Here is a 22,412-nt window from a genome sequence, read left to right as displayed (position 1 = left end):
GGATATGAGAAGAAAAAGAGGAATTCAGGTTGCAGCAGTTATAATGGGCGTTCTGTTGCTGGCAGCTGGTACAGTGCCGGTACAGGCAAAGACTGTCTCCGAACTGGAGCAGGAAAAGCAGGAGCTGGAAAAAAAGAAGCAGGATGCCAAGGACAGACAGAATTCCGAACAGCAGAAGCTGGACAGTGTAACAGGGACGATCGGTTCCATTCAGGGGAATGTGGATGCCGCTGCTGAAGAGGTGGAAGAGGTGGATGCTGCACTGGTAGAAACGATCGCCAGTGTAGAGATCATAGAGGAGGAGCTGAAGGAAAAGGAAGAGGTTCTTCAGAAAACCACAGCAGATTACGAAGCGGCTAAGGAAACGGAGCAGAAGCAGTATGATGCCATGAAGCTGCGGATCCGCTTCATGTATGAAAAGGGTGACAGCACTTATTTACAGCTTCTCCTGGAAAGCCAGAATTTCGGGGATATGGTCAACAAGGCAGACTATGTGGAGCAGCTTTACAGCTATGACCGCAAAATGCTTGAGGAATATCAGAGAGTCAAGCAGGAGACCGAAGACCTGAAAAACCAGCTGGAGGATGAAAAGGCAGAGCTCCAGGCACAGCAGCATGAGCTGGAGGAAGAGCAGAAGAGTCTGACGATCATGCTGAACGAGAAGAAAAAAGCATATGATGATTATGAGACCCAGCTTGCACAGGCGAAGCGGGAGGCCGCAGTTTATAAAGCCAATATCAAAAAGCAGTCTGATGAGATCAGGCAGCTTGAAAGCGCCTCAAGCCAGAAGGATTCTGAGATCCAGGCAGCAAAGAGGGCGGAGGAGGAAGCAAGGAAGGCACAGGAAGAGGCTCTCCGGAGACAAAGTGAAGAAGATGGAGCTTCTTATGGCAGCAGCTCTTCCGGGGAATCAGGAGGCAGTGCAGACAGCAGCTCATCAGGAAGCTCCAGGCAGTATGCGTCTCCGTCCAGCTTTTCCGGAAGTAAGGGACAGCAGCTCGCCAATTATGCGTGCCAGTTTATCGGGAACCCTTATGTTCCCGGAGGAACCAGCCTGACAGACGGGGCAGACTGTTCCGGATTTGTCTGGAGGGTGTATAAGGACTTTGGCTATTCTGTGCCAAGAACATCGTATTCCTTCAGAAGCTATGGCAGTGAGGTGAGTTATTCAGAGGCACAGCCTGGAGATGTGATCTGTTATGCCGGACATGTGGCACTTTATATTGGAAATGGGCAGATTGTGCATGCAAGCACACAGAGGACAGGTATTAAGATAACAAATGCAACTTATAAGGAGATGCTGACGATCCGCAGGATCGTATAGTGATAGAGAACAGCAGACTGACAGGAGAAATATATGGCAGATTTTGATGAAAAGGACAAGGATCAGAAGGACGCGCTGACAGAAGATCAGAAGGAAAGCGATTATGAGGATGTCTGCTTTATCTGCAGGCGGCCGGAAAGCAAAGCGGGAAAGATGTTCAAGCTTCCCAATAATATTTGTGTATGTAATGACTGTATGCATAAGACCATGGATACTGTGAGCCAGTTTGATTATCAGGGTATGCTGGATCCTAATTTTATGAACAGCCTGAATCAGGATATGAGTAAAAAGGGATTTCCCAATATCAGGTTCCTGAATATTGCAGACCTTCAGGGAGAGGGAGGTATCCCCAATAAGCAGAAGATCAAGAAAAAGAAAAAGAGCGAAGGGTCGGAACCGGTTCTGGATATCAGGAACATTCCGCCTCCACACAGGATCAAGGCACAGCTAGATGATTATGTGATCGGACAGGAGCATGCTAAAAAGGTGATCTCCGTGGCTGTTTACAATCATTATAAGCGTGTGGCGACGGGAACCATGGATGATATTGAGATCGAGAAGTCAAATATGCTGATGATCGGACCTACAGGCTGTGGCAAGACCTATCTGGTAAAGACGCTGGCAAGGCTTCTGGATGTACCGCTTGCTATCACCGATGCAACATCCCTGACAGAGGCCGGCTATATCGGTGATGATATCGAAAGTGTGGTATCCAAGCTTCTTGCGGCAGCAGATAATGATGTGGAAAAGGCAGAACGTGGTATCATTTTTATTGATGAGATCGATAAGATCGCCAAGAAAAAGAATACAACAAGCAGAGACGTGAGCGGAGAAAGTGTGCAGCAGGGTATGCTCCGTCTGCTGGAGGGAGCAGAGGTGGAGGTACCGGTTGGCGCAAACAGTAAAAATGCGATGGTGCCGCTGACAACGATCAATACACGTAATATCCTGTTTATCTGTGGCGGTGCGTTTCCGGATCTTGAAGAGATCATCAAGCAGAGACTGCGCAGGCAGACCTCCATTGGCTTTAATGCAGAGTTGAAGGATAAATATGATAATGATACCGATATCTTAAGTAAGGTAACGATCGAGGATCTGAAGAAATTTGGTATGATCCCCGAATTTCTTGGAAGACTGCCGATCATTTATACACTGAAGGCACTGGATAAGGATATGATGGTACGTATCCTGAAGGAGCCCAAGAATGCGATCCTGAAGCAGTACCAAAAGCTGCTTGAGCTGGATGAGGTACAGCTTTGCTTTGATGATGGTGCGCTGGAAGCGATAGCGGAAAAGGCTATGAAGAAGGATATAGGTGCCAGAGCACTGCGTGCTATTATTGAGGATTTTATGCTGGATATTATGTATGAGATCCCCAAGGATGACAATATCGGCAAGGTGACGATCACCAGAGAGTATATAGAAGGAGCCGGCGGACCGGTCATTGATATCAGAAATTCGGCAGCGATCAGTGCAGACGGACTGAAGGCAATTGAAGTACAGGAAAAATAAAGAGCAAAAACAGACTGTTTTCATATAATAGGAAGTAAAACAAAGAAGAGGCAGCAGACAGGAAACGGCATGTCTCTTTGGAATGGACTTACATGACAGACAGAGAAAAAATCATGTCAGAGGACTATTATGATTTTCTTACAGATAGCCCGAGAGAAGAAGGTTTTACCGGTTATTTTGAAGACGGTCTGTTTTTAAATATTGAAAATGATCTGAGCCTGGTCTATATAAAGAAGGATGAAATGAGTCCGCAGAGGCTTCGTGGGCTGATCTACAGGGATGTCCCCAAGCTCTTTGGGCTTATGGGACTGGAGAGAGGAGCTGCTGTATCTTTTGATCCGGAGCCTTTGATGAAGTGCGGGATCCTGCAGGTGCAGGGTGCACCATTAAACCTGACGGGAAGGGGCGTGGTGCTAGGATTTCTTGATACAGGGATACGGTATGATGAGGAAGTGTTCCGAAATCCTGATGGATCCACCAGGATCCTTGGTATCTGGGATCAGGAGATCCAGAGTGGACAGCCACCGGCTGGGTTTCTTTATGGAACAGAGTATACAAGGGAGCTGATCCAGGCTGCACTGCAAAGCGAAAAGCCGCGGCAGATCGTGCCAAGCTATGATGAAAACGGTCATGGGACAGAGATCGCCAGTGTGGCAGCAGGCAGTATGCTTTCCGGAGGCTTACGGTTTCAGGGGGCAGCACCGGATGCAGATATTGTGGTTGTGAAGCTGAAGCAGGCAAAGCGTTATCTGACAGAATCCTTTTTTGTTCCGGATGGTGTGACAGCCTATGAAGAAAATGATGTTATCGCTGCTGTGAAATATCTGGAAGGCTATGCTGTTTCCATGAGAAGGCCGCTTGTGATCTGCATGGGGATCGGTACCAATATGGGAAATCATGAGGGACAGTCACTGCTTGCAGAGTATCTGAACAGTGTGGCAACCAGAAGGAGCCGGTCTGTGGTGGTGTGCGGCGGTGATGAGGGAAACAGCGCCCATCATTTTATCGGGTATGCTACGGCAGGCATGAAGCAGTCTACCGAAAATGTGGAAATACGGGTAGATGCCGGGGAAAAAGGATTTGTGGCAGAGCTCTGGGGAACCATGCCGGCGACACACGCCATATCGATCCGGGCACCGGGTGGTGAGATAACAGATCCGGTGGATTTTAAGGTGCAGGAAACAAGGGAGTTTACCTTTATTTATGAAAAAACCGTGATCAGGGTCAACCATAGTCTGGTAGAGCCGGGCTCCGGGGGTGAACTGATACTGTTCCGTTTTCAGGATCCGACACCGGGAATCTGGACGATCCAGGTGACAACAACCGGAGCAGAATATGATGAGAATGGAAATTTCCATATATGGCTTCCCATTACGCAGTTCCTGGGCGGGGATACCTATTTCTTAAGACCATCTCCTTACGTTACATTGACGGAGCCTGGAAATACAAGAGAGGTGATCACGACCACATATTATCAGGACAGCAATAACAGCTTTTATGGGGAATCCGGAAGAGGCTTTAGCAGAAGAGGCAATGTAAAGCCAGAGCTGTGCACACCAGGGGTGGAGATTTCAACAGTGCTGGGAAGCAGGACGGGATCTGCTTTCGGAGCGGCACTGCTTGCCGGGATCTGTGCCCAGTTCCTGCAGTGGGCAGTGGTAGATGGCAGAGAACGGTGGTTAGAGAGCAGAGAAGTGAAAAATTATCTCGTCCGGGGTGCAGTGCGACCACCCGGTATTCAGTTCCCATCGAGGGAATGGGGCTATGGACAGGTGAATATCGCAAAAACCTTTGATGTGATCGCAGGGATATAAACGATGAGGAGGAGCAGCATGAAATATCTGGCAGTTATTCTTGGAATTTTTGGACTGGAAACAGGGATCAAGGGACATATTGAAAAGACAAAAACAGAGCAGACGAATGAAAGGATCTGCGGCGGTGCGTTGCTGGTCAGGAAGCACCACAACAGGGGAGCCTTTCTGAATGCCGGTGAAAAGAAGCAGAAGCTTGTGATGCTGGTATCGGTAGTGCTGACTGCAGTTCTGACAGTAGTATTTCTTCTGACACTCGGAACTGCAGGAAAAGGGCTTCTGAAGTGGGGGCTGACCCTTCTGCTTGGCGGTGCTTACACCAATACCTATGACCGATTGAAGAGAAAATATGTGGTAGATTATGTAAGCTTTAATGTACCGGTGAAGGGAATCCGCCGGATCGTGTTTAATATCGGTGATTTCTGCATCATGACCGGAGCTCTGCTAACGACAGCAGGGTATCTGCAGGAGTAAGAAAAGCAGGCTGGCAAATGGAATTGCCGGCCTTTTATATTTTTATTTTTCAGGTTGACAAAAATGGTAATATGTATTACTGTATTAATCAGATAATACAAACGAACATGAAATCAATAAAAAGCAGAATGGAGAGAGAAACAGGGAAAAGGAAAGGAAGATGGATATGGCATGGAATTTGGATTCCGACAGGCCGATCTACGCACAGATACTGGAAAGGATCCAGCGGCAGATCGTATCCGGTGAATATGCACCGGGGACGAAGATCCCGAGTGTACGGGAGCTTGCAGCACAGGCGGGAGTCAATCCCAACACGATGCAGAAAGCATTGTCTGAGCTGGAAAGAAGCGGACTTGTCGTGACGATGAGAACCAGCGGAAGAGTGGTGACGGAGGATATGGAAATGATAAAACAGATCAGAAAGCAGCTTGCAGCAGAGCAGGCGGCTGAATTTGTGAAACAGATGAAGGAGCTTGGCTTTCAGAAAGCAGATATACTGGCACTGATCGAGCAGGAGACGGGAGGAGAGGAAGCATGAGTGAACTGGTAGAGATCCATAATCTGAAAAAATCATATGATAAAAGGAAGGATGCACTGCATGACCTGACACTGACACTGCCAAGAGGAAGGATCGTAGGGCTGCTTGGACCAAACGGCAGCGGCAAGACGACACTGATCAAGCTGTTAAACGGGCTGCTTGTGCCGGATGGCGGAGAGATCCTGATCGATGGAGAAAAGCCAGGACCGTCTACCAAGGCAAAGGTGTCCTATCTGCCGGAGAGAACGTATCTGAAGAATGGAGCGACTATCCGGGAGCTGCTTTCTTATTTTCAGGATTTTTATGATGATTTCAGGACTGACCGGGCGAAGGAAATGCTGGCAGCACTCCGGATCGAAGAGAATGCCAGGATCAGGGCGCTGAGCAAGGGAACAAGAGAAAAGGTACAGCTTATTCTGGTAATGAGCAGGGATGCCAGTCTGTATATTCTCGATGAGCCGATCGCAGGTGTGGATCCGGCAGCCAGAGACTATATCCTTCGTACTATTATTACAAATTACAATGAGAATGCCACAGTGCTGATCTCCACGCACCTGATCACTGATATCGAGAACATTCTGGATGAGGTGGTCTTTATGAAGGAAGGGAGGCTTCTGCTTCAGACAAGTGTGGAGGAGATCCGGGAAGAGAAGGGCAAGAGCGTGGATGCTTATTTCAGGGAGGTGTTTGCATGTTAGGCAAGTTATTGAAGCATGAGTGGAAAGAGATATCTGTGATCCCGTGTGTTTTATCTGTTGTATTGCTGGTGCTTTCTGTGATCTCTGGTTTTTCGTTCCTTGGGATCAGGGAGGGGGCTGCGGATGTCAGCAGATTTATGACAATTATGCTGTGGCTGCTGTTTTATTTTGCACTGATCGCAGTCAGTCTCGGGATTACCATTTATCTGGCAGTCCATTTTTATAAGACCATGTATACGGATGAGGGCTATCTGACACATACCCTGCCGGTTAGTGGGCGTGAGCTGCTCTGGTCGAAGCTGATTCCCATGGCTGCATGGAGCCTTCTGACGATGCTGGTTGTGGCTCTGGCGGTGCTGATTTTTGGCGGCATGGGAATGCTGTTTGCAGAAAGGGAAGGCATTGCGGTTATGACAGTGATATGGGAAGAGATCCATGAGCTGATCCGGCAGATGCAGCTGATGGGTGGCAGTTCACTGACAGCCTTTATCATCAGTATGGTTTATATCATGATCGTTGGGATTTTTAACGGACCCATGGTGCTGGCAGCTTCCATTGCTATCGGACAGCTTGTAGGAAAACACAGGATTCTTGGATCTATCGGTGCTTATTTTGGGATCATGACGGTTTTTCAGATTGTTTCGCAGGCCGTATTTTTTCCGATCATGATCGGATTTGAAGGAGATAACCCACTGCCGCTGCTGACAGGAACATATTTTGGAATAGGAACTGTCAGCCTGGTGGTAACCGTTCTGCTGTATTTTGTGACAGAATATCTGGTAACAAAGAAACTGAACCTGGAGTAAGGGGAGGATAGGAAAAGGGACTGTCTGTTAAAAGACGGTCCCTTTTTAAGAGCATGTATCTGTCGATATACGGATACAGGTGCAGGGTCAGTGGTATTTAAGCAGTGATGCGTGTACCGGCCTTACCCTTCACAGCATCTGCAACCTCAGAAAGAGAGGTGATCAGGACGCTGCCGGCAGGATTGGCTGCAAGGTAAGAAATAGCAGCCTCGATCTTGGGAAGCATGGTGCCTTCTTCAAACTGGCCTTCTGCGATCAGCTCTTTAGCCTTGGCTGCAGTCAGGGAAGCAAGTGCCTCCTGGTTTTCCTTCTGGTAATTGCGGTATACATTGGGAACAGAGGTTAAAATGATCAGCTCATCACTTCTGAGGTCACCTGCCAGCTTGCCGGCAATGGCATCCTTTTCAATGACAGCGGAAGCGCCCTTTAAGGCATGCTTCTGTTCGATCACGGGAATACCGCCGCCGCCACAGGCGATCACGATCTGACCTGCATCAGCAAGGGTACGGATCGCTTCGATCTCTACGATATCAATGGGCCTTGGAGCTGCGATGATACGTCGGAAGCCCTGTCCCTCCTCTTCCTTGACAAAGTTGCCCTTCTTTACTTCCATCTCAGCATCTTCGGCAGACATATAACGTCCGATCAGCTTGGTAGGCTCATAAAAGGCTTCGTCATACGGATCCACGGTAACCTGTGTCAGGATCGTGGAGACGGTCTTGCTGATTCCCCGCGAAAGCAGCTCAGCCTTCAGGGAATTCTGGATATCATAGCCAACATAGCCCTGACTCATGGCGCTGCAGACGCACATGGGAGCAGGCGTGTAATCAATGTAGACACGGCGCAGCTCAGTCATGGCCTTGTGGATCATGCTGACCTGAGGTCCGTTGCTGTGGGTGATCGTAAGCTGGTAATCAGCCTCGATCAGGTCAGCCAGTGCTTTGGCTGTGACCTTTACGGCATCTAACTGTGCCATGGTTGTATAGCCAAGGGCATCATGCCCGAGGGAAACGACTGCTTTTTTGCTCATAATCAGGAAATACCTCCCTATTTCTATCAGAAAGTGTATGATCCGGGGAGTGAATGCCCGGAAACATCATGCTTTCAGTATAACAAAACAGAGGAATTTTGTATAGGGTTTAAAATTTTTTGAAAATAGTGTTGACAGATGAAGAAACAGATGATACTATACAATTCATACAGAATAACTATGGATTAGCTTTTCTTGCAAGGTTTGGCAGTTTGTGATATGATACAGAACTATGAGACTTAAGAAAGTCAATAATATAGAAGGAAAAGGTCAGATGGAAGCAATCATTCAGGTAAGGGATGTTACGAAAACCTTCGTTGGAAAAGATAATAAGGTCGAAGCCCTGAAGGGAATCAATCTGGACATACATAAGGGAGAGATCTACGGTATCATCGGTATGAGCGGTGCCGGTAAGTCCACACTTGTAAGGTGTCTGAATTTCCTGGAGCGCCCGACAACAGGAACTGTATTTATAGAAGGAAAGGATCTGTCACAGCTAAAGGAAGGGGAGCTTAGAAAGACCCGTACCGAGATTGCGATGATCTTCCAGCATTTCAATCTGCTGATGCAGAGAAATGTCATAGATAATATCTGCTTCCCCATGGAGATCAAGGGAACTTCCAGAAAGGATGCGGTTAAGAGAGCAAAGGAGCTGCTTGAGATCGTTGGACTTTCTGAGAAAGCGAAGGCTTATCCGGCACAGCTTTCAGGTGGACAGAAGCAGAGAGTGGCGATTGCAAGAGCACTTGCCAACAATCCGAAGATCCTGCTCTGCGATGAGGCAACCAGTGCGCTGGATCCGACAACAACCAAGGCGATCCTTGCCCTGTTAAAGGAAATCAATGAAAAATATGGAATTACCATTGTGATCATTACCCATGAGATGGCAGTTGTACAGGAGATCTGTACACATGTTGCCATCGTAGATTCCGGAAATCTGGCAGAGACCGGTACAGTAGAGGAGGTCTTCTCAAGACCGAAGAGCAGTGCAGCCAGAAAGCTGGTATTCCAGGATGAAAATGGAAAATATGAGGAGATGACCGGAAAGAGATGCATCCGTATCGTATTTAAGAGCAATTCGTCCTTTGAACCGGTGATTGCCAATATGGTGCTGGCATGTAAGGCACCTGTCAATATTCTGCTTGCTGACACTAAGGATATCGGAGGTGTGGCGCATGGTCAGATGATCCTTCAGCTTCCGGACGAGGCCGTAGCTGCTGAGAAGATGATCCAGTACCTGAGAGACAGAAATCTGGAAGTGGAGGAGCTGAAAAATTATGTTGGATAGTTCAATGATCAGCATGCTTGCTGAAAATACATGGATCAGTATTTATATGACAGGGATCTCTACCCTGATCGCCTATGCCATCGGTCTTCCGCTTGGTGTGATCCTGGTAGTACTTGCACCCGGTGGACTGCGTCCCAATAAGGGTGCCTACAAGGTTCTTGATTTTATTGTAAATATACTTCGTTCCGTACCATTCCTGATCTTATTGATCACGATCATGCCTCTTACCAAGCTGATCGTAGGAAAGAGCTACGGACCGGCGGCAACGATCGTTCCCCTTGCCATTGCGGCAGCGCCCTTTGTGGCAAGACTTGTAGAATCTTCCCTTCTTGAGGTAGACAAGGGTGTGATCGAGGCTGCAGAAAGCATGGGAGCCGGATTATTTACTATTATTTTCAAGGTGCTTCTGGCAGAGGCCAGAACCTCCCTGATCGTGGGGGCAACTATTGCTCTTGGAACGATCCTTGGTTATTCCGCTATGGCCGGTGTAGTAGGCGGTGGCGGACTTGGCAATATCGCCATCCAGTATGGTTATTACAGAAACAAGCTGGATGTGATGTACGCAGCAGTTATTATACTGATCGTCATCGTTCAGGTACTGCAGATGATCGGAACCGCAGTATCCAAGAAGCTGGATAAGCGTATCACCGATTAAATCTCAGGTAAGGATAGATCCCGAAAGGGTTTATCATAAATGCATTATATTCAGGAGGAGAGTATTATGAAAAAAGCATTAGCACTGATTCTGACAGCATCTTTACTGACAGGAGTCCTGACAGCCTGCGGAAGCAGCGAGGCACAGACAGATGCAGCAGAAACAACCACAGAAGAAGCCGCAGCAGAAGAAACTGCAGCAGCAGAAGAAACAGCAGACACAGATGCACAGGCAGAGACAGGTGACCTTCAGGTGATCACCGTAGCAGCAACAGCTGTTCCCCATGCAGAAATCCTTGAGGCAGCAAAGCCCATCCTTGCAGAGCAGGGATATGATCTTCAGGTAACTGTATTTGATGATTATGTACAGCCCAATGAGGTTGTAGAAGCCGGTGATATCGACTGCAATTATTTCCAGCATATCCCTTATCTTAACAGCTACAATGAAGAGAGAGGAACTCACCTTGTAAGCGTTGGAGAGATCCATTATGAGCCTATCGGAATTTATGCAGGAACAGAGAGTGACCTTTCCAATATCTCTGATGGTGCTGACATTGCAATCCCTAACGATACAACAAATGAGGCAAGAGCCCTTCTGATCCTTCAGGACAATGGTATCATTACCTTAAAGGAAGGTGCCGGCATTGATGCAACCATCAATGATATCGCAGAGAATCCTCACAACATCAATTTCGTTGAGATGGAAGCAGCACAGGTTTCCAAGGTTCTTAGTGAAGTGGCATTCGCAGTTATCAATGGTAACTATGCACTGGATGCAGGTCTGAATGCACAGACAGACGCTCTGGCATCTGAGACATCTGATTCCCTTGCAGCACAGACCTATGTAAATGTCGTTGTTGTTAAGGAAGGCAATGAGGACAATGAAGGTGTTAAGGCACTGGTTAACGTTCTTAAGTCTGATGATATCAAGAAGTTTATCGAAGAGACCTATGAAGGAGCAGTTGTTCCTTTCGAAGGCTGATCGGTAGCTGAAAACTGAACAGAGACTGAAATGACAGGCGGACCGCTGCGAAAGCAGTGGTCCGTTTTTTCTGCTGTGGCAAAATATTTTTCAGAGCTGTTGACACATATTCCAATTGGTGATAGCATATAGTTAACACGTGTTAAATGAAAAGTGAAATGGGCAAAAGGGTGCAAAATGGAAGAAGCCTCCCGTATGACATTAGAAGAAATATCTAAAAAAATAGGTATTTCACGCACAACAATATACAAAGTGCTTAGAAATAAAGACGGTGTCAGCGAAGAAACCGTAAAAATGGTACAGGACGCGCTGGAAAAGTACCATTATGTACAGAACAGAAATGCCCGTAATCTGGCTATGAACCGCCATTATACGATCGGGTATGTGGGGTTTAGGTCAAAGAGTGCCAATTACTTTGCAACGGAAGTAGGCAGGGGACTTAAGAGGGCACTGCAGGAATTTGGAGACGACGGACTGACGCTCATGATCTCTGAATTTGATGTGGAGAAGCCTTCGGAGCAGCTTGCAGCTGTAGAAGAGATGAGACAGCAGGGCGTTGACAGCTTTATCCTTTCCTATTCCAGCCATAAAGTGATCCTCCAGATTCTGGAGAGGCTTGAAAAGGAGAACTGCAGGATCGTATTGCTCAGCCGTGATGTGGCGGAGCATCCGGACAATTATTATGTGGGCGTGGATTATTACCGCAGTGGCATGCTGGCGGCAGAGCTTCTGATGAAGCTGATGCCGGAGGGGGGCATAATCTTTGTACCGGTGACAGAAGAATATAAAACAAATCAGGATATCCTGAGCAGACTTTCCGGGTTTCAGGACAGACTGAAAACCTGCGAAAAGCTGGAGATGCTGCCGCCATTCTTTGGACTTACCGGAGAAAGGGAGATAAAGGAAGCACTGGAGAAGCTTTTACAGGAAGAACCAGATAGGAAACCGGATGGTATTTTTGATCTTACCTACCGGCTGGATGTGATCGCAGATGTCCTGAAGCGGCAGAAGAAAAAAATTCCGCTGGTTGGATTCGATCTGTTTGAGGAGATCAGAGGCAGTGTGGAGGATTCCACGATCGATGCACTGATCTATCAGGATCTGAGCAGCCAGGCATACCGGGCAGTGAGAATGCTGTTTGAAGAGATGTGCTACGGCAAGGTCCGGAGTGAAAAGAAGCATTATGCCAAGCTGGAGATCATCATGAAAGAGAATCTCATTTATTTCTGAGGATTTTTATATAGAACGATGGAACAGAAGGGTATCAGAAGAAAAGGAGGAGAGAAATGTTATACGTAGGAATTGATTTGGGAACCAGCGCAGTGAAGCTGCTTCTGATGGACGGGGAAGGAAAGATACAGAAGATCGTATCCAGAGAATATCCCCTGTATTTCCCGCATCCGGGCTGGTCAGAGCAGAAGCCTGAGGACTGGTATGAGCAGGTTATGGATGGCATGAAGGAGCTGATTGCAGAGGCAGATAAGAGTAAGGTTGCAGGTATCAGCTTTGGCGGACAGATGCACGGACTTGTCATTCTGGATAAGGAGGATCAGGTGATCCGTCCCGCAATCCTCTGGAATGACGGAAGAACCTATGAAGAGTGTGATTATCTGAACAATGTGATCGGCAAGGAAAAGCTTTCCGAGTATACAGCCAATATTTCCTTTACCGGATTTACGGCACCGAAGATCCTCTGGGTGAAGAATAAGGAGCCTGAGAATTTTAAAAAAATTGTGAAGATCATGCTTCCCAAGGACTATATCGCCTATAAGCTGACCGGTGTGAACTGTACGGATGTATCAGATGCTTCCGGTATGCTGCTGATGGATGTGAAAAACCGCCGCTGGTCAAAGGAAATGTGTGAGATCTGTGGTATCAGCGAGGAGATGCTGCCAAAGCTTTATGAAAGCTATGAATGCGTAGGCACAGTAAAGCCAGAGATCGCAAGGGAGCTTGGTATTCCGGAGACAGTAAAGGTGGCAGCCGGTGCAGGTGACAATGCCGCAGCAGCAGTAGGAACCGGAACTGTTGGAGATGGTATGTGCAATATCTCCCTTGGAACAAGCGGAACCATCTTTATCTCTTCTGAGAAATTTGGTGTAGATAAGAACAATGCGTTGCATGCCTTTGCACATGCAGACGGACATTATCATCTGATGGGATGTATGCTCAGTGCAGCTTCCTGCAATAAATGGTGGATGGATGAGATCATCGGTACCTCCGATTACGGCGCAGAGCAGAAGAAGATCGGTGTACTTGGAGAAAATCACGTGTATTTCCTGCCCTACCTGATGGGCGAGCGTTCCCCTCATAATAACCCCAATGCCAGAGGAACCTTTATCGGCATGACCATGGATACCACCAGGGCAGATATGACCCAGGCAGTGCTGGAGGGCGTAGCCTTTGCACTTCGTGATTCCTTCGAGGTAGCCAAGTCCCTTGGCATTAAGATTGAGCGGACGAAGATCTGCGGCGGCGGTGCGAAGAGCCCTCTCTGGAAAAAGATGATCGCCAACATCCTGAACCTGAAGGTGGATGTGATCGAAAGCGAAGAAGGACCGGCACTTGGCGGAGCCATGCTGGCGGCGGTAGCCTGCGGGGAATATAAGAACGTGGAAGAAGCTGCCGCTAAGATCGTAAGGATTGTGGATACTGTAGAGCCGGAGGAAGAGCTGGTAAAGAAGTATGACGAGCGTTATCAGCAGTTCAGGCAGATCTATCCTGCCTGCAAGCCGCTGTTTGATATCATTAAGTAATTTTATTCTAAAGAAGGGAGAAGGAAAATGAAGATTTACAGTGTAACAGATGAGAGATTCAAGACCTATGGAAGAGTTGTTACCGGGATCGACTTTTCAGAGCTCTGCAAGGCCATGGAAGAAACACCCTGTCCTGAGGATGTGATCTATGTACCGGGAGATCAAAAGCTTGAGGCACTTCCAGTTATGAAGGAGCTGACAGATAAGACCTACGGAGAGCTGCAGGTCCAGATCGGTTACTGCAACGGACACAACTGTATGCTGAATGCTTTTGAATATCACAGAAGCTCAGAGATCAATGTGGCAGTGACAGACGCCATTCTGATCCTTGGCAGACAGCAGGATATCACGGAGGACTTTACCTATGATACCTCTCTGGCAGAAGCATTTCTGATTCCTGCGGGAACTGCAGTAGAAGTATATGCAACCACTCTGCATTATGCACCCTGCGGCGTAAATGGACAGGGCTTCCGTGTGACAGTAGTACTTCCGAAGGGAACCAACCTTGATCTGGAAGCAGCCCATACAGAGGGTGAGGACGGACACCTTACCGCAAAGAACAAATGGCTCCTTGGCCATCCCGAAGGAGGACTTCCGGAGGGCAGTCCCATGGGACTTGTTGGAAAGAACCTTAATATCAATGAATAAAACAATATAAGAAAACAGGAGGTAGGTAATCATGAACAATTTACCGGTAGTAAAACTTGGTATCGTGGCAGTCAGCCGTGACTGTTTCCCGATCGAATTATCACAGAAGAGACGTGCAGCAATCAAGGCTGCCTACAAGGGTGACTTATATGAGTGCCCTGTCACTGTGGAAAATGAGCAGGATATGCTGAAGGCAGTAGAGGATGTAAAGAAGGCAGAGTGTAATGCTCTTGTAGTATTCCTTGGAAATTTCGGACCGGAAACACCGGAAACACTGATCGCAAAGAATTTTGACGGTCCCTGCATGTTCGTAGCAGCAGCAGAAGGTGACGGCGATATGATCAATGGAAGAGGCGATGCTTACTGTGGTATGCTGAACTGCTCCTATAACCTGAAAATGCGTCATCTGCAGGGCTATATTCCTGAATATCCTGTAGGAACCGCAGATGATATCGCAAAGATGATCGGCGAATTTGTACCGATCGCACGTGCTGTCATTGGTGTCCGCAATCTGAAGATCATCACCTTTGGTCCCCGTCCTCAGGACTTCTTTGCCTGCAACGCACCGATCAAGGGCTTATATGAGCTTGGCGTAGAGATCGAAGAGAACTCTGAACTGGATCTGCTTGTTTCCTTCAAGGAGCATGAGAATGATCCCCGTATCCCTGAGGTATGTGCAGACATGGCTAAGGAAATGGGAGAAGGCAGCTACTACGAAGACCTCAATGTCAAGATGGCACAGTTCGAGCTTACCCTGCTTGACTGGGCTGAGAACCACAAGGGTGCAAGAAAGTATGTGGCATTTGCTGATAAGTGCTGGCCTGCATTCCCTTCCCAGTTTGGATTTGAGCCCTGCTATGTAAACAGCCGTCTGGCATCCCGTGGTATTCCGGTATCCTGCGAGGTAGATATCTACGGTGCTCTCAGCGAATACATCGGACTGTGCATATCTGATGATGCAGTTACACTGCTTGATATCAACAACTCCGTACCGAAGTATATTTATGACGAGGATATCGCCGGCAAGTATGATTATGCTTTGACAGATACCTTCATGGGCTTCCACTGCGGAAATACACCGGAGTGCAAGATGTGCTCATCCAGAGCTGTTAAATATCAGCTCATCCAGCACAGACTTCTTGAGCCCGCTGGAAGCGAGCCTGATTTCACAAGAGGAACCCTGGAGGGTGATATCGCAGCTTCTGACATTACCTTCTATCGTCTGCAGTGCAATTCAGACGGAGAGCTGGTTTCCTATGTGGCAGAAGGTGAGATCCTTGATGTTCCGACCAGATCCTTCGGCGGTATCGGTATCTTCGCTATTCCTGAAATGGGAAGATTTTACCGTCATGTACTGGTTGAGAAGAATTTCCCTCACCATGGAGCTGTTATGTTTGGACATTACGGAAAGGCAATGTTCGAGGTACTGAAGCTCCTTGGTGTAAAGCTTGACAGCATCGGTTATAATCAGCCGAAGGGAGTTCGTTATCCTTCCGAGAATCCTTTCGCATAAGAAATCAGACAGACTGAAAAGGTAAGATGAAATAAAAATAAGGCTGCCGCTCTTTTCCATGACAGAAGGCTGTATGGAGAGGGCGGCAGTTTTTTGATGCATAACAGAAGAGATTTTTACTTTTTTTGTAAGAAAATATACTAGATTTCTGACAGGAAGATGAGTATACTCTAACTTGCTTCAGTAGAGAAAACTTCTATTTCAGGAGGAGAAGAAAATGGCAGGAAGTTCAGCAAAGGATATGACAGTTGGTTCACCGATGAAGCTGATTCTGGGGTTTGCAGTACCCCTGTTGTTCGGCTTTCTGTTCCAGCAGTTTTACAGCGTTGTGGATACTATTATTGTTGGGAAGACACTTGGTGTTGATGCTCTTGCCGGTGTAGGTGCTACCGGTTCCGTGAATTTTCTTGTGATCGGCTTCTGCATGGGTGTCTGTAATGGATTTGCAATCCCGGTGGCCCAGAAATTTGGTGCTAAGGATTATGTGACCATGCGCCGTTTTATTGCGAACAGTGTGTGGCTTTCTATAGGATTTGCTGCTGTGATGACCGTACTGGTATCGATATTCTGCAGGCAGATCCTGACTCTGATGAGAACACCGGAGGATATTCTTGAATACGCCTATTCATATATTCTGATTGTATTTATCGGGATCCCTGCCACTTATTTATACAACCTGCTGTCCGGCTTTATCCGTTCCATCGGGGACAGTAAGACACCCCTGGTATTTCTTGTGATCTCTTCCGTTTTGAACATCGGACTTGACCTCCTGCTGATCATGGTCTTCCGGATGGGAGTGGCGGGAGCTGCAGTTGCCACGGTGCTTTCCCAGCTTATTTCAGGAATCCTGTGTCTGATATATATGTATTATAAATTTGACATTCTGATCGTGAAGAAGGATGAATGGAAGGCGGATACCCATCTGATGAGGATTCTATGCAGCATGGGTGTTCCCATGGGACTGCAGTATTCCATCACAGCGATCGGATCTGTTATTCTTCAGACAGCGGTCAATACCCTCGGCTCGGCAGCAGTAGCGTCCATGACAGCAGGCTCAAAGGTAAGTCTGTTTTTCTGCTGTCCCTTTGATGCCCTTGGCTCCACCATGTCAACCTATGGAGGACAGAATGTGGGAGCAAAGAGGCTTGACCGGATCGGCAAAGGTCTGCTATCCTGTAGCATATTGGGAATTGTTTATTCTATTGCAGCCTTTGTGATCCTGTATTTCTTCGGGGATAAATTTGCATTGATGTTTCTGGATGCAGGGGAGACAGAAATTCTGCAGAATGCACGGATGATGCTTGTGATCAATTCAGCATTTTTTATTCCGCTTACGTTTGTAAATGTGATCCGCTTCCTGATCCAGGGAATGGGCTACAGTACCTTTGCGATCCTGGCGGGTGTATTTGAAATGATAGCAAGGACGCTGGGGGGTGTTTTTCTGGTACCTGTGTTTGGGTATACCGGAGCCTGCTTTGCAAGCCCGCTGGCCTGGATCCTTGCTGATCTGTTTCTGTTTCCGGCATATTTCCATGTGATGAAGAGGCTGCATAAGATCCTGAAAGTGTAGTCCCCGGAAGGGGAGAAGGGCTGTGCATATTTTGGAAGGCTGCACAGAAGAGCGGAATGAATGCAGAAGAAGAACAAATGAAAAAAAGGCTCCGTGAGCTGGCAGAAAGATCGTACAGGGGAAATTGTTATACCTTTACAGATTTTCTGTCGCTTGCGGAGCTTTCCTGTTACTACGAAATGGAGCGTGAGCTGTCATTTGCCGGAGAGATGGTATCCGGTGGCAGTGAAGGGCGGGAGCGGTGCATGATCCGGTTTGGAAATCCGGGAGAGCTTGGTTATGAACAGGATTTTCCCATTGTATGTCTCAGGATAAGACCACTCATGAAAAAATTTGCAGAGGATCTTACACACAGGGATTTTCTTGGTGCACTGATGAACCTTGGTATTGAAAGAGGTACTCTTGGGGATATTATCCTTCAGGAAAAGGAAGCATTTCTGTTCTGTAAAGAGATCATTGCACCTTATATCATGGAGAACCTGACAAGGGTAAAACATACCTCTGTCCTCTGTGAGGTGACAGAGGAGATACCGGTGGAAGGAGAGGCAGAGCTTAAGGATATCAATATACAGATTGCATCAGAACGTATTGACGGTGTGATCGCAAAGGTGTATAAATTATCAAGAAGTGACAGTGCAGCCTTGTTTCTGCAAAAGAGGATCTTCGTGAATGGAAGACAGTGTGAAAATAACAGTCATATGCTGAAGGACGGAGATCAGATTTCTGTACGTGGCTATGGAAGGTTTATCTATGCAGGAGGCCGGGGATTAAGCAAAAAGGGGAAGCTGAATGCATTGATACAGATTTACGGCGGATAAGAAAGGACAGAAAACCTATGCTGCTTTTACAACAAATGATTATCATGTTTCTGCTTATGAGTGTCGGCTTTGTGGGAAGTAAGATCGGAATGATCACAGAGGAAACCTCCAAAAGGCTGTCGGCGATCGTTGTGAATATCGCCAATCCGGCGATGATCCTTGTCAGTGGGATCAGTGACGAAAGAATGGAAGGCAGGGAGCTGCTTTCACTGACAGTAGTAATCCTTGCGATCTATGCGGTACTTTTGCTGCTGGCTTATCTGCTGCCGGCATTGCTGCGTGTAGATCCAAAGAGCAGGGGTGTTTATCAGGCCATGACGGTATTTTCAAATATAGGCTTTATGGGGTATCCCATAATCGCAGCCCTGTATGGAAGCAGCGCCGTTCTTTATGGAGCACTGTACAGCATCCCTTTTAATATATTGATCTATACCTTTGGTGTCTCTGCACTGCGGAAAAAGGAGAATGGTGCGGAAAAGAAAAAGCTTTCGCTGAAGGAAGTCCTGAATATCGGGGTGATCACCAGTATTATTTCACTGATCCTGTATCTCTGGCAGATCCGGGTACCGGGATTTCTCACAGATACGCTGAGTTATCTTGGAAATCTGACTGCACCTTTAAGTATGATGGTCATTGGCGCTTCCATGACAAGCATTAGTCTGAGGGAGCTGTTTACGGATGTGAGGCTGTTACTCTTTTCACTGATCAAGCTGCTTCTGATACCGGTTTTTGGTATGCTTCTGATCCGGCAGGTAGTGACAAATGAGGTGATCTGCGGTGTATTTATGATCATGCTGGCAACGCCGGTAGGAAGCATGACTGCCATGCTGGCACAGGAGTATGACGGAGATTATGAGACAGCATCAAGAGGTGTGACACTGACGACGCTTTTGTCAGTCATTACCATGCCTGTGGTATCGCTGCTCCTGTTTTAGGACTTTGCGGATATGAAAATAAAAGAAAACACAAAATAAAAGAGAAAAATAGAAGTAGGGAAAGGAAGGTTTAAGATGGAAAAGGTTACGGACAGGTTTTTGCGTTATGTACAGATAGATACCCAGTCAGATGAAGAGGGAACAGGTACGCCGACTACGGAAAAGCAGCATGAGCTTGCCAGGCTCCTCGTGGAAGAGCTTACAAAAATGGGGGCAGAGGAGATCACCTATGATAAGGAGCACTGCTATGTATATGCTTCCATTCCTGCCACAGAAGGGATGGAGGGAAAGCCGGTCATGGGCTTCATTTCCCATATGGATACCTCTCCGGCAGTAAGTGGGGCGAATGTAAGGCCGCGGATCATTACTGCTTATGACGGAGAGGATATTGTCCTGAACAGCGGGCTTGGCATTGTCATGAAAACAGCGGATTTCCCGGAGCTTAAGGAATATCAGGGAAAGAGCCTGATCGTGACAGACGGAACTACGCTGCTTGGCGCAGATGACAAGGCAGGTGTTGCTGAGATCATGACCATGGCGGAGTACCTGCTTTCCCACAGTGATGTTCCCCATGGAAAGCTCCGGATCGGCTTTACCCCGGATGAAGAGGTGGGAGCGGGAGCAGATCACTTTGATGTAGAGCTGTTTTCAGCAGACTGTGCCTATACGGTGGACGGCGGTAAGCTCGGGGAGCTGGAATATGAGAATTTCAATGCGGCAGGTGCCAGGGTAACCTTCCATGGGAGAAGTGTGCATCCGGGAGATGCCAAGAACAAAATGAAGAATGCATTGCTGACTGCCATGGAATTCCAGGGAATGCTGCCTGTATCTGAAAACCCGATGTACACGGAAAAATATGAGGGCTTCTACCATCTGGATGCACTGAATGGAGATATTGAAAGGGCAGTGGCAGATTATATCATCAGGGATCATTCCAGAGAAAAATTTGAACAGAAAAAGGCATTGTTTGAGAAGGCCGGTGCATTCCTGAATGAGAAGTATGGGGAAGGCACAGTGGAAATAGAGCTTAAGGATTCTTATTACAACATGAAGGAGATCATAGAGGATCATATGGAGCTGATCGACCATGCCATGGAGGCGATGAGGGAAGCCGGGGTAGAGCCGGTTGTGGTTCCCATCCGGGGCGGTACGGATGGTGCCAGACTTTCCTATATGGGGCTGCCCTGCCCGAACCTCTGTACAGGAGGCCATAATTTCCATGGCAGATTTGAGTATATCTGCATAGAATCCATGGAGGCAGTTGTAAGGATCCTTTTGAACCTGGCAAGGGGGTGAATGGTATGAACATATACGATATTATAGGACCGGTTATGGTCGGTCCCTCCAGCTCCCATACAGCAGGTGCTGCCAAGATAGGCTATGTATCAGGAAAGCTTCTTGGCGAGCCGGTAAGGGAGGCAAGGATCCTGCTGTATGGCTCCTTTCTGGCAACCGGTATCGGACATGGAACAAGAAAAGCGATCATAGCAGGACTTCTTGGAATGAAGCCGGATGATACCAGGATACCGGAAAGCTTTGCACTGGCAGAGCAAAGAGGGATCCGGTTTTCCTTTGGGGAAGCGGAGCTGAAGGAGGGGCATCCTAATTCTGCTGAGCTGCTGCTTACCGGAGAAACGGGTAAAACGCTGGAAATTGTCGGTGAGTCTCTTGGCGGGGGCAGGATCAATATTGCGAGGATCGATGGGATCGCAACCAATTTTTCAGGAGATTATCCTACGCTGATCGTACATAACCTGGATCAGCCCGGACACGTCACAGAGGTTACGTCCATGCTGGGACATAAGTCTGTGAACATTGCGACCATGCAGCTTTACAGGAGAAGCCGGGGCGGTGATGCGGTTATGGTCATTGAGTGTGACCAGGAGGTTCCGGAGGACGGGATCCGTTTCCTGACACATCTTGAGGGAATCCAGAAGGTGACGTATCTGAGCCTTCTTTAACGGAGGCTGTGAAAGAGAGGGAAAGAGCAGATGATCTATCATTCCATAGAAGATATTAAAAATCTGGCAGAGGAAAAGCAGGTGCCCATGTGGCGTATCATCATGGAAAAGGACATGGAGGAGAGACAGGTTACGGAGGGGGAAACCTTTGAGGCCATGAGAGCCATGTACCTTGCCATGAAGCAGGCTGACCAGTCCTACAACGGAGCTCTTTCTTCTCCGAGCGGTCTTGCCGGAGGAGACGGGGAAAGGCTTCATGCATACAACCAGACAGGGAACAGCCTGATGGGGGCTTATCCCTCCCTTGTCATGGAGAAGGCGGTAAAGATGGGAGAGTCCAATGCCTGTATGAAAAGGATCGTTGCGGCGCCTACAGCGGGCTCCTGTGGTGTCATACCGGCAGTCCTGCTTGCCTATGAGGAGGTGTTTGGGGAAAAAGAAGAGAAAATGGTGGAAGCGCTTTTCCTGAGCGCCGGCATTGGGGAAGTGATCGCGGAGAATGCAAGCATTGCCGGTGCAGCCGGAGGCTGTCAGGCAGAGATAGGGTCTGCCAGTGCCATGGCGGCAGCGGCAATTGTTTATCTGCAGGGTGGCAGTCATGAGGCAATGATACATGCCACAGCCCTGGCACTCAAAAATATGCTTGGTCTTGCCTGTGATCCGGTATGCGGACTGGTAGAGGTTCCGTGTATAAAAAGAAATGCGGCAGGGGCTGTGAATGCTGTAAGTGCAGCACAGATGGCACTGGCAGGAGTACGGAGTGCGATCCCGGCTGATGAGGTGATCGATACCATGCGCAGGATCGGTAATGAAATGCCGATGGATTTAAAGGAAACAGGAGAAGGAGGTCTTGCTGTTACGGAGACCGGAAAAAGGCTGCGTACTCATTTTGAAGCAGAAAACAAAAATTAACTACTTATAAATAAGTAGAAGGAGTAGAAATAATTAGTAACAATCTGCCTGAAAATGCATTATTAATGATAATTGACTTTGCATAGATGCGAGATTACAATAACTGTAAACTTGATGGAGAGCAGATATGACTGAAAGACAGGAATCTGTACCTGATAGAAGGTAAATATGATGAGATCGCT

Annotated in this window: 21 protein-coding genes; 20 read left to right on the top strand and 1 reads right to left on the bottom strand. The window is 47.7% G+C overall.

Annotation, left to right across the window (positions count from 1 at the left end):
- The first annotated feature begins 4 nt into the window (after positions 1-4).
- From OCV77_RS00375 to OCV77_RS00345, 7 genes are all read left to right on the top strand, one after another.
- Positions 5-1,324, top strand: coding sequence for a C40 family peptidase (locus OCV77_RS00375; protein ID WP_118798333.1), 1,320 nt, complete (start codon positions 5-7; stop codon positions 1,322-1,324).
- Between the two features lie 33 nt (positions 1,325-1,357).
- Entirely contained in the window at positions 1,358-2,836 is a 1,479-nt protein-coding gene (gene clpX, locus OCV77_RS00370) for an ATP-dependent Clp protease ATP-binding subunit ClpX (protein ID WP_262572276.1), read from the top strand.
- 92 nt (positions 2,837-2,928) lie between these two features.
- Positions 2,929-4,650 (top strand): S8 family peptidase, encoded by a 1,722-nt coding sequence (locus OCV77_RS00365; protein ID WP_262572274.1) that lies wholly within the window; start codon positions 2,929-2,931, stop codon positions 4,648-4,650.
- Between the two features lie 18 nt (positions 4,651-4,668).
- On the top strand, positions 4,669-5,121 hold the full coding sequence (locus tag OCV77_RS00360; protein ID WP_262572272.1) for a signal peptidase II: 453 nt from the start codon (positions 4,669-4,671) through the stop codon (positions 5,119-5,121).
- Positions 5,122-5,287: 166 nt separating this feature from the next.
- Positions 5,288-5,659, top strand: coding sequence for a GntR family transcriptional regulator (locus OCV77_RS00355; protein WP_118798432.1), 372 nt, complete (start codon positions 5,288-5,290; stop codon positions 5,657-5,659).
- A complete protein-coding gene (locus tag OCV77_RS00350; protein ID WP_262572270.1) occupies positions 5,656-6,357 on the top strand; it encodes an ABC transporter ATP-binding protein in 702 nt (233 codons plus the stop codon). Before OCV77_RS00355 ends, OCV77_RS00350 begins: the two co-directional genes overlap by 4 nt.
- Positions 6,351-7,163, top strand: coding sequence for a hypothetical protein (locus tag OCV77_RS00345; RefSeq protein WP_262572267.1), 813 nt, complete (start codon positions 6,351-6,353; stop codon positions 7,161-7,163). Before OCV77_RS00350 ends, OCV77_RS00345 begins: the two co-directional genes overlap by 7 nt.
- Before the next feature lie 97 nt (positions 7,164-7,260).
- Here OCV77_RS00345 and arcC read toward each other — a convergent pair whose 3' ends face one another.
- The gene (gene arcC, locus OCV77_RS00340) at positions 7,261-8,193 is read right to left on the bottom strand and encodes a carbamate kinase (protein ID WP_331488680.1); all 933 of its coding nucleotides are present in this window, start codon (positions 8,191-8,193) and stop codon (positions 7,261-7,263) included.
- A gap of 274 nt (positions 8,194-8,467) precedes the next feature.
- Between arcC and OCV77_RS00335 the strand changes: the two genes are divergently transcribed.
- The 13 genes from OCV77_RS00335 (at position 8,468) to sdaAA (ending at position 22,230) form a co-directional block, all read left to right on the top strand.
- Entirely contained in the window at positions 8,468-9,481 is a 1,014-nt protein-coding gene (locus tag OCV77_RS00335) for a methionine ABC transporter ATP-binding protein (RefSeq protein WP_118798340.1), read from the top strand.
- The gene (locus OCV77_RS00330) at positions 9,471-10,136 is read left to right on the top strand and encodes a methionine ABC transporter permease (protein WP_262572264.1); all 666 of its coding nucleotides are present in this window, start codon (positions 9,471-9,473) and stop codon (positions 10,134-10,136) included. Before OCV77_RS00335 ends, OCV77_RS00330 begins: the two co-directional genes overlap by 11 nt.
- 66 nt (positions 10,137-10,202) lie before the next feature.
- A complete protein-coding gene (locus OCV77_RS00325) occupies positions 10,203-11,117 on the top strand; it encodes a MetQ/NlpA family ABC transporter substrate-binding protein (RefSeq protein WP_331488679.1) in 915 nt (304 codons plus the stop codon).
- A 195-nt stretch (positions 11,118-11,312) separates the two neighbouring features.
- Positions 11,313-12,347 (top strand): LacI family DNA-binding transcriptional regulator, encoded by a 1,035-nt coding sequence (locus OCV77_RS00320; RefSeq protein ID WP_262572263.1) that lies wholly within the window; start codon positions 11,313-11,315, stop codon positions 12,345-12,347.
- Between the two features lie 56 nt (positions 12,348-12,403).
- Entirely contained in the window at positions 12,404-13,873 is a 1,470-nt protein-coding gene (gene xylB, locus OCV77_RS00315) for a xylulokinase (protein ID WP_262572262.1), read from the top strand.
- 27 nt (positions 13,874-13,900) lie between these two features.
- Entirely contained in the window at positions 13,901-14,521 is a 621-nt protein-coding gene (locus tag OCV77_RS00310; protein WP_262572261.1) for a DUF4867 family protein, read from the top strand.
- 31 nt (positions 14,522-14,552) lie between these two features.
- Positions 14,553-16,034: an L-fucose/L-arabinose isomerase family protein gene (locus OCV77_RS00305; protein WP_118798346.1), complete on the top strand. Its 1,482-nt coding sequence runs from the start codon at positions 14,553-14,555 to the stop codon at positions 16,032-16,034.
- A gap of 217 nt (positions 16,035-16,251) precedes the next feature.
- Complete coding sequence (locus OCV77_RS00300) at positions 16,252-17,604, top strand: MATE family efflux transporter (RefSeq protein ID WP_262572258.1); 1,353 nt, start codon at positions 16,252-16,254, stop codon at positions 17,602-17,604.
- Positions 17,605-17,681: 77 nt separating this feature from the next.
- The gene (locus OCV77_RS00295; RefSeq protein WP_262572256.1) at positions 17,682-18,422 is read left to right on the top strand and encodes a YlmH/Sll1252 family protein; all 741 of its coding nucleotides are present in this window, start codon (positions 17,682-17,684) and stop codon (positions 18,420-18,422) included.
- Between the two features lie 17 nt (positions 18,423-18,439).
- A complete protein-coding gene (locus OCV77_RS00290) occupies positions 18,440-19,357 on the top strand; it encodes an AEC family transporter (protein ID WP_262572254.1) in 918 nt (305 codons plus the stop codon).
- Between the two features lie 75 nt (positions 19,358-19,432).
- Positions 19,433-20,653: a peptidase T gene (pepT, locus tag OCV77_RS00285; RefSeq protein WP_262572251.1), complete on the top strand. Its 1,221-nt coding sequence runs from the start codon at positions 19,433-19,435 to the stop codon at positions 20,651-20,653.
- Positions 20,654-20,658: 5 nt separating this feature from the next.
- A complete protein-coding gene (gene sdaAB, locus OCV77_RS00280; RefSeq protein WP_118798351.1) occupies positions 20,659-21,318 on the top strand; it encodes an L-serine ammonia-lyase, iron-sulfur-dependent subunit beta in 660 nt (219 codons plus the stop codon).
- 30 nt (positions 21,319-21,348) lie between these two features.
- Positions 21,349-22,230, top strand: a complete 882-nt coding sequence (gene sdaAA, locus OCV77_RS00275; protein ID WP_262572248.1) for an L-serine ammonia-lyase, iron-sulfur-dependent, subunit alpha — start codon at positions 21,349-21,351, stop codon at positions 22,228-22,230.
- Positions 22,231-22,412 lie beyond the last annotated feature (182 nt).

Source organism: Suilimivivens aceti (genome assembly GCF_025567405.1).
In the GTDB taxonomy this organism is placed as follows: Bacteria; Bacillota; Clostridia; order Lachnospirales; family Lachnospiraceae; genus Suilimivivens; species Suilimivivens aceti.
The sequence above is the reverse complement of the archived record's forward strand: the minus strand, read 5'-3'. Positions and strand labels throughout refer to the sequence as shown.

Coding starts and splice junctions, on each gene's coding strand:
- OCV77_RS00375 (WP_118798333.1), top strand. CDS start 5: ATGAGAAGAAAAAGAGGAATTCAGGTTGCAGCAGTTATAATGGGCGTT.
- clpX (WP_262572276.1), top strand. CDS start 1,358: ATGGCAGATTTTGATGAAAAGGACAAGGATCAGAAGGACGCGCTGACA.
- OCV77_RS00365 (WP_262572274.1), top strand. CDS start 2,929: ATGACAGACAGAGAAAAAATCATGTCAGAGGACTATTATGATTTTCTT.
- OCV77_RS00360 (WP_262572272.1), top strand. CDS start 4,669: ATGAAATATCTGGCAGTTATTCTTGGAATTTTTGGACTGGAAACAGGG.
- OCV77_RS00355 (WP_118798432.1), top strand. CDS start 5,288: ATGGCATGGAATTTGGATTCCGACAGGCCGATCTACGCACAGATACTG.
- OCV77_RS00350 (WP_262572270.1), top strand. CDS start 5,656: ATGAGTGAACTGGTAGAGATCCATAATCTGAAAAAATCATATGATAAA.
- OCV77_RS00345 (WP_262572267.1), top strand. CDS start 6,351: ATGTTAGGCAAGTTATTGAAGCATGAGTGGAAAGAGATATCTGTGATC.
- arcC (WP_331488680.1), bottom strand. CDS start 8,193: ATGAGCAAAAAAGCAGTCGTTTCCCTCGGGCATGATGCCCTTGGCTAT.
- OCV77_RS00335 (WP_118798340.1), top strand. CDS start 8,468: ATGGAAGCAATCATTCAGGTAAGGGATGTTACGAAAACCTTCGTTGGA.
- OCV77_RS00330 (WP_262572264.1), top strand. CDS start 9,471: ATGTTGGATAGTTCAATGATCAGCATGCTTGCTGAAAATACATGGATC.
- OCV77_RS00325 (WP_331488679.1), top strand. CDS start 10,203: ATGAAAAAAGCATTAGCACTGATTCTGACAGCATCTTTACTGACAGGA.
- OCV77_RS00320 (WP_262572263.1), top strand. CDS start 11,313: ATGACATTAGAAGAAATATCTAAAAAAATAGGTATTTCACGCACAACA.
- xylB (WP_262572262.1), top strand. CDS start 12,404: ATGTTATACGTAGGAATTGATTTGGGAACCAGCGCAGTGAAGCTGCTT.
- OCV77_RS00310 (WP_262572261.1), top strand. CDS start 13,901: ATGAAGATTTACAGTGTAACAGATGAGAGATTCAAGACCTATGGAAGA.
- OCV77_RS00305 (WP_118798346.1), top strand. CDS start 14,553: ATGAACAATTTACCGGTAGTAAAACTTGGTATCGTGGCAGTCAGCCGT.
- OCV77_RS00300 (WP_262572258.1), top strand. CDS start 16,252: ATGGCAGGAAGTTCAGCAAAGGATATGACAGTTGGTTCACCGATGAAG.
- OCV77_RS00295 (WP_262572256.1), top strand. CDS start 17,682: ATGAAAAAAAGGCTCCGTGAGCTGGCAGAAAGATCGTACAGGGGAAAT.
- OCV77_RS00290 (WP_262572254.1), top strand. CDS start 18,440: ATGCTGCTTTTACAACAAATGATTATCATGTTTCTGCTTATGAGTGTC.
- pepT (WP_262572251.1), top strand. CDS start 19,433: ATGGAAAAGGTTACGGACAGGTTTTTGCGTTATGTACAGATAGATACC.
- sdaAB (WP_118798351.1), top strand. CDS start 20,659: ATGAACATATACGATATTATAGGACCGGTTATGGTCGGTCCCTCCAGC.
- sdaAA (WP_262572248.1), top strand. CDS start 21,349: ATGATCTATCATTCCATAGAAGATATTAAAAATCTGGCAGAGGAAAAG.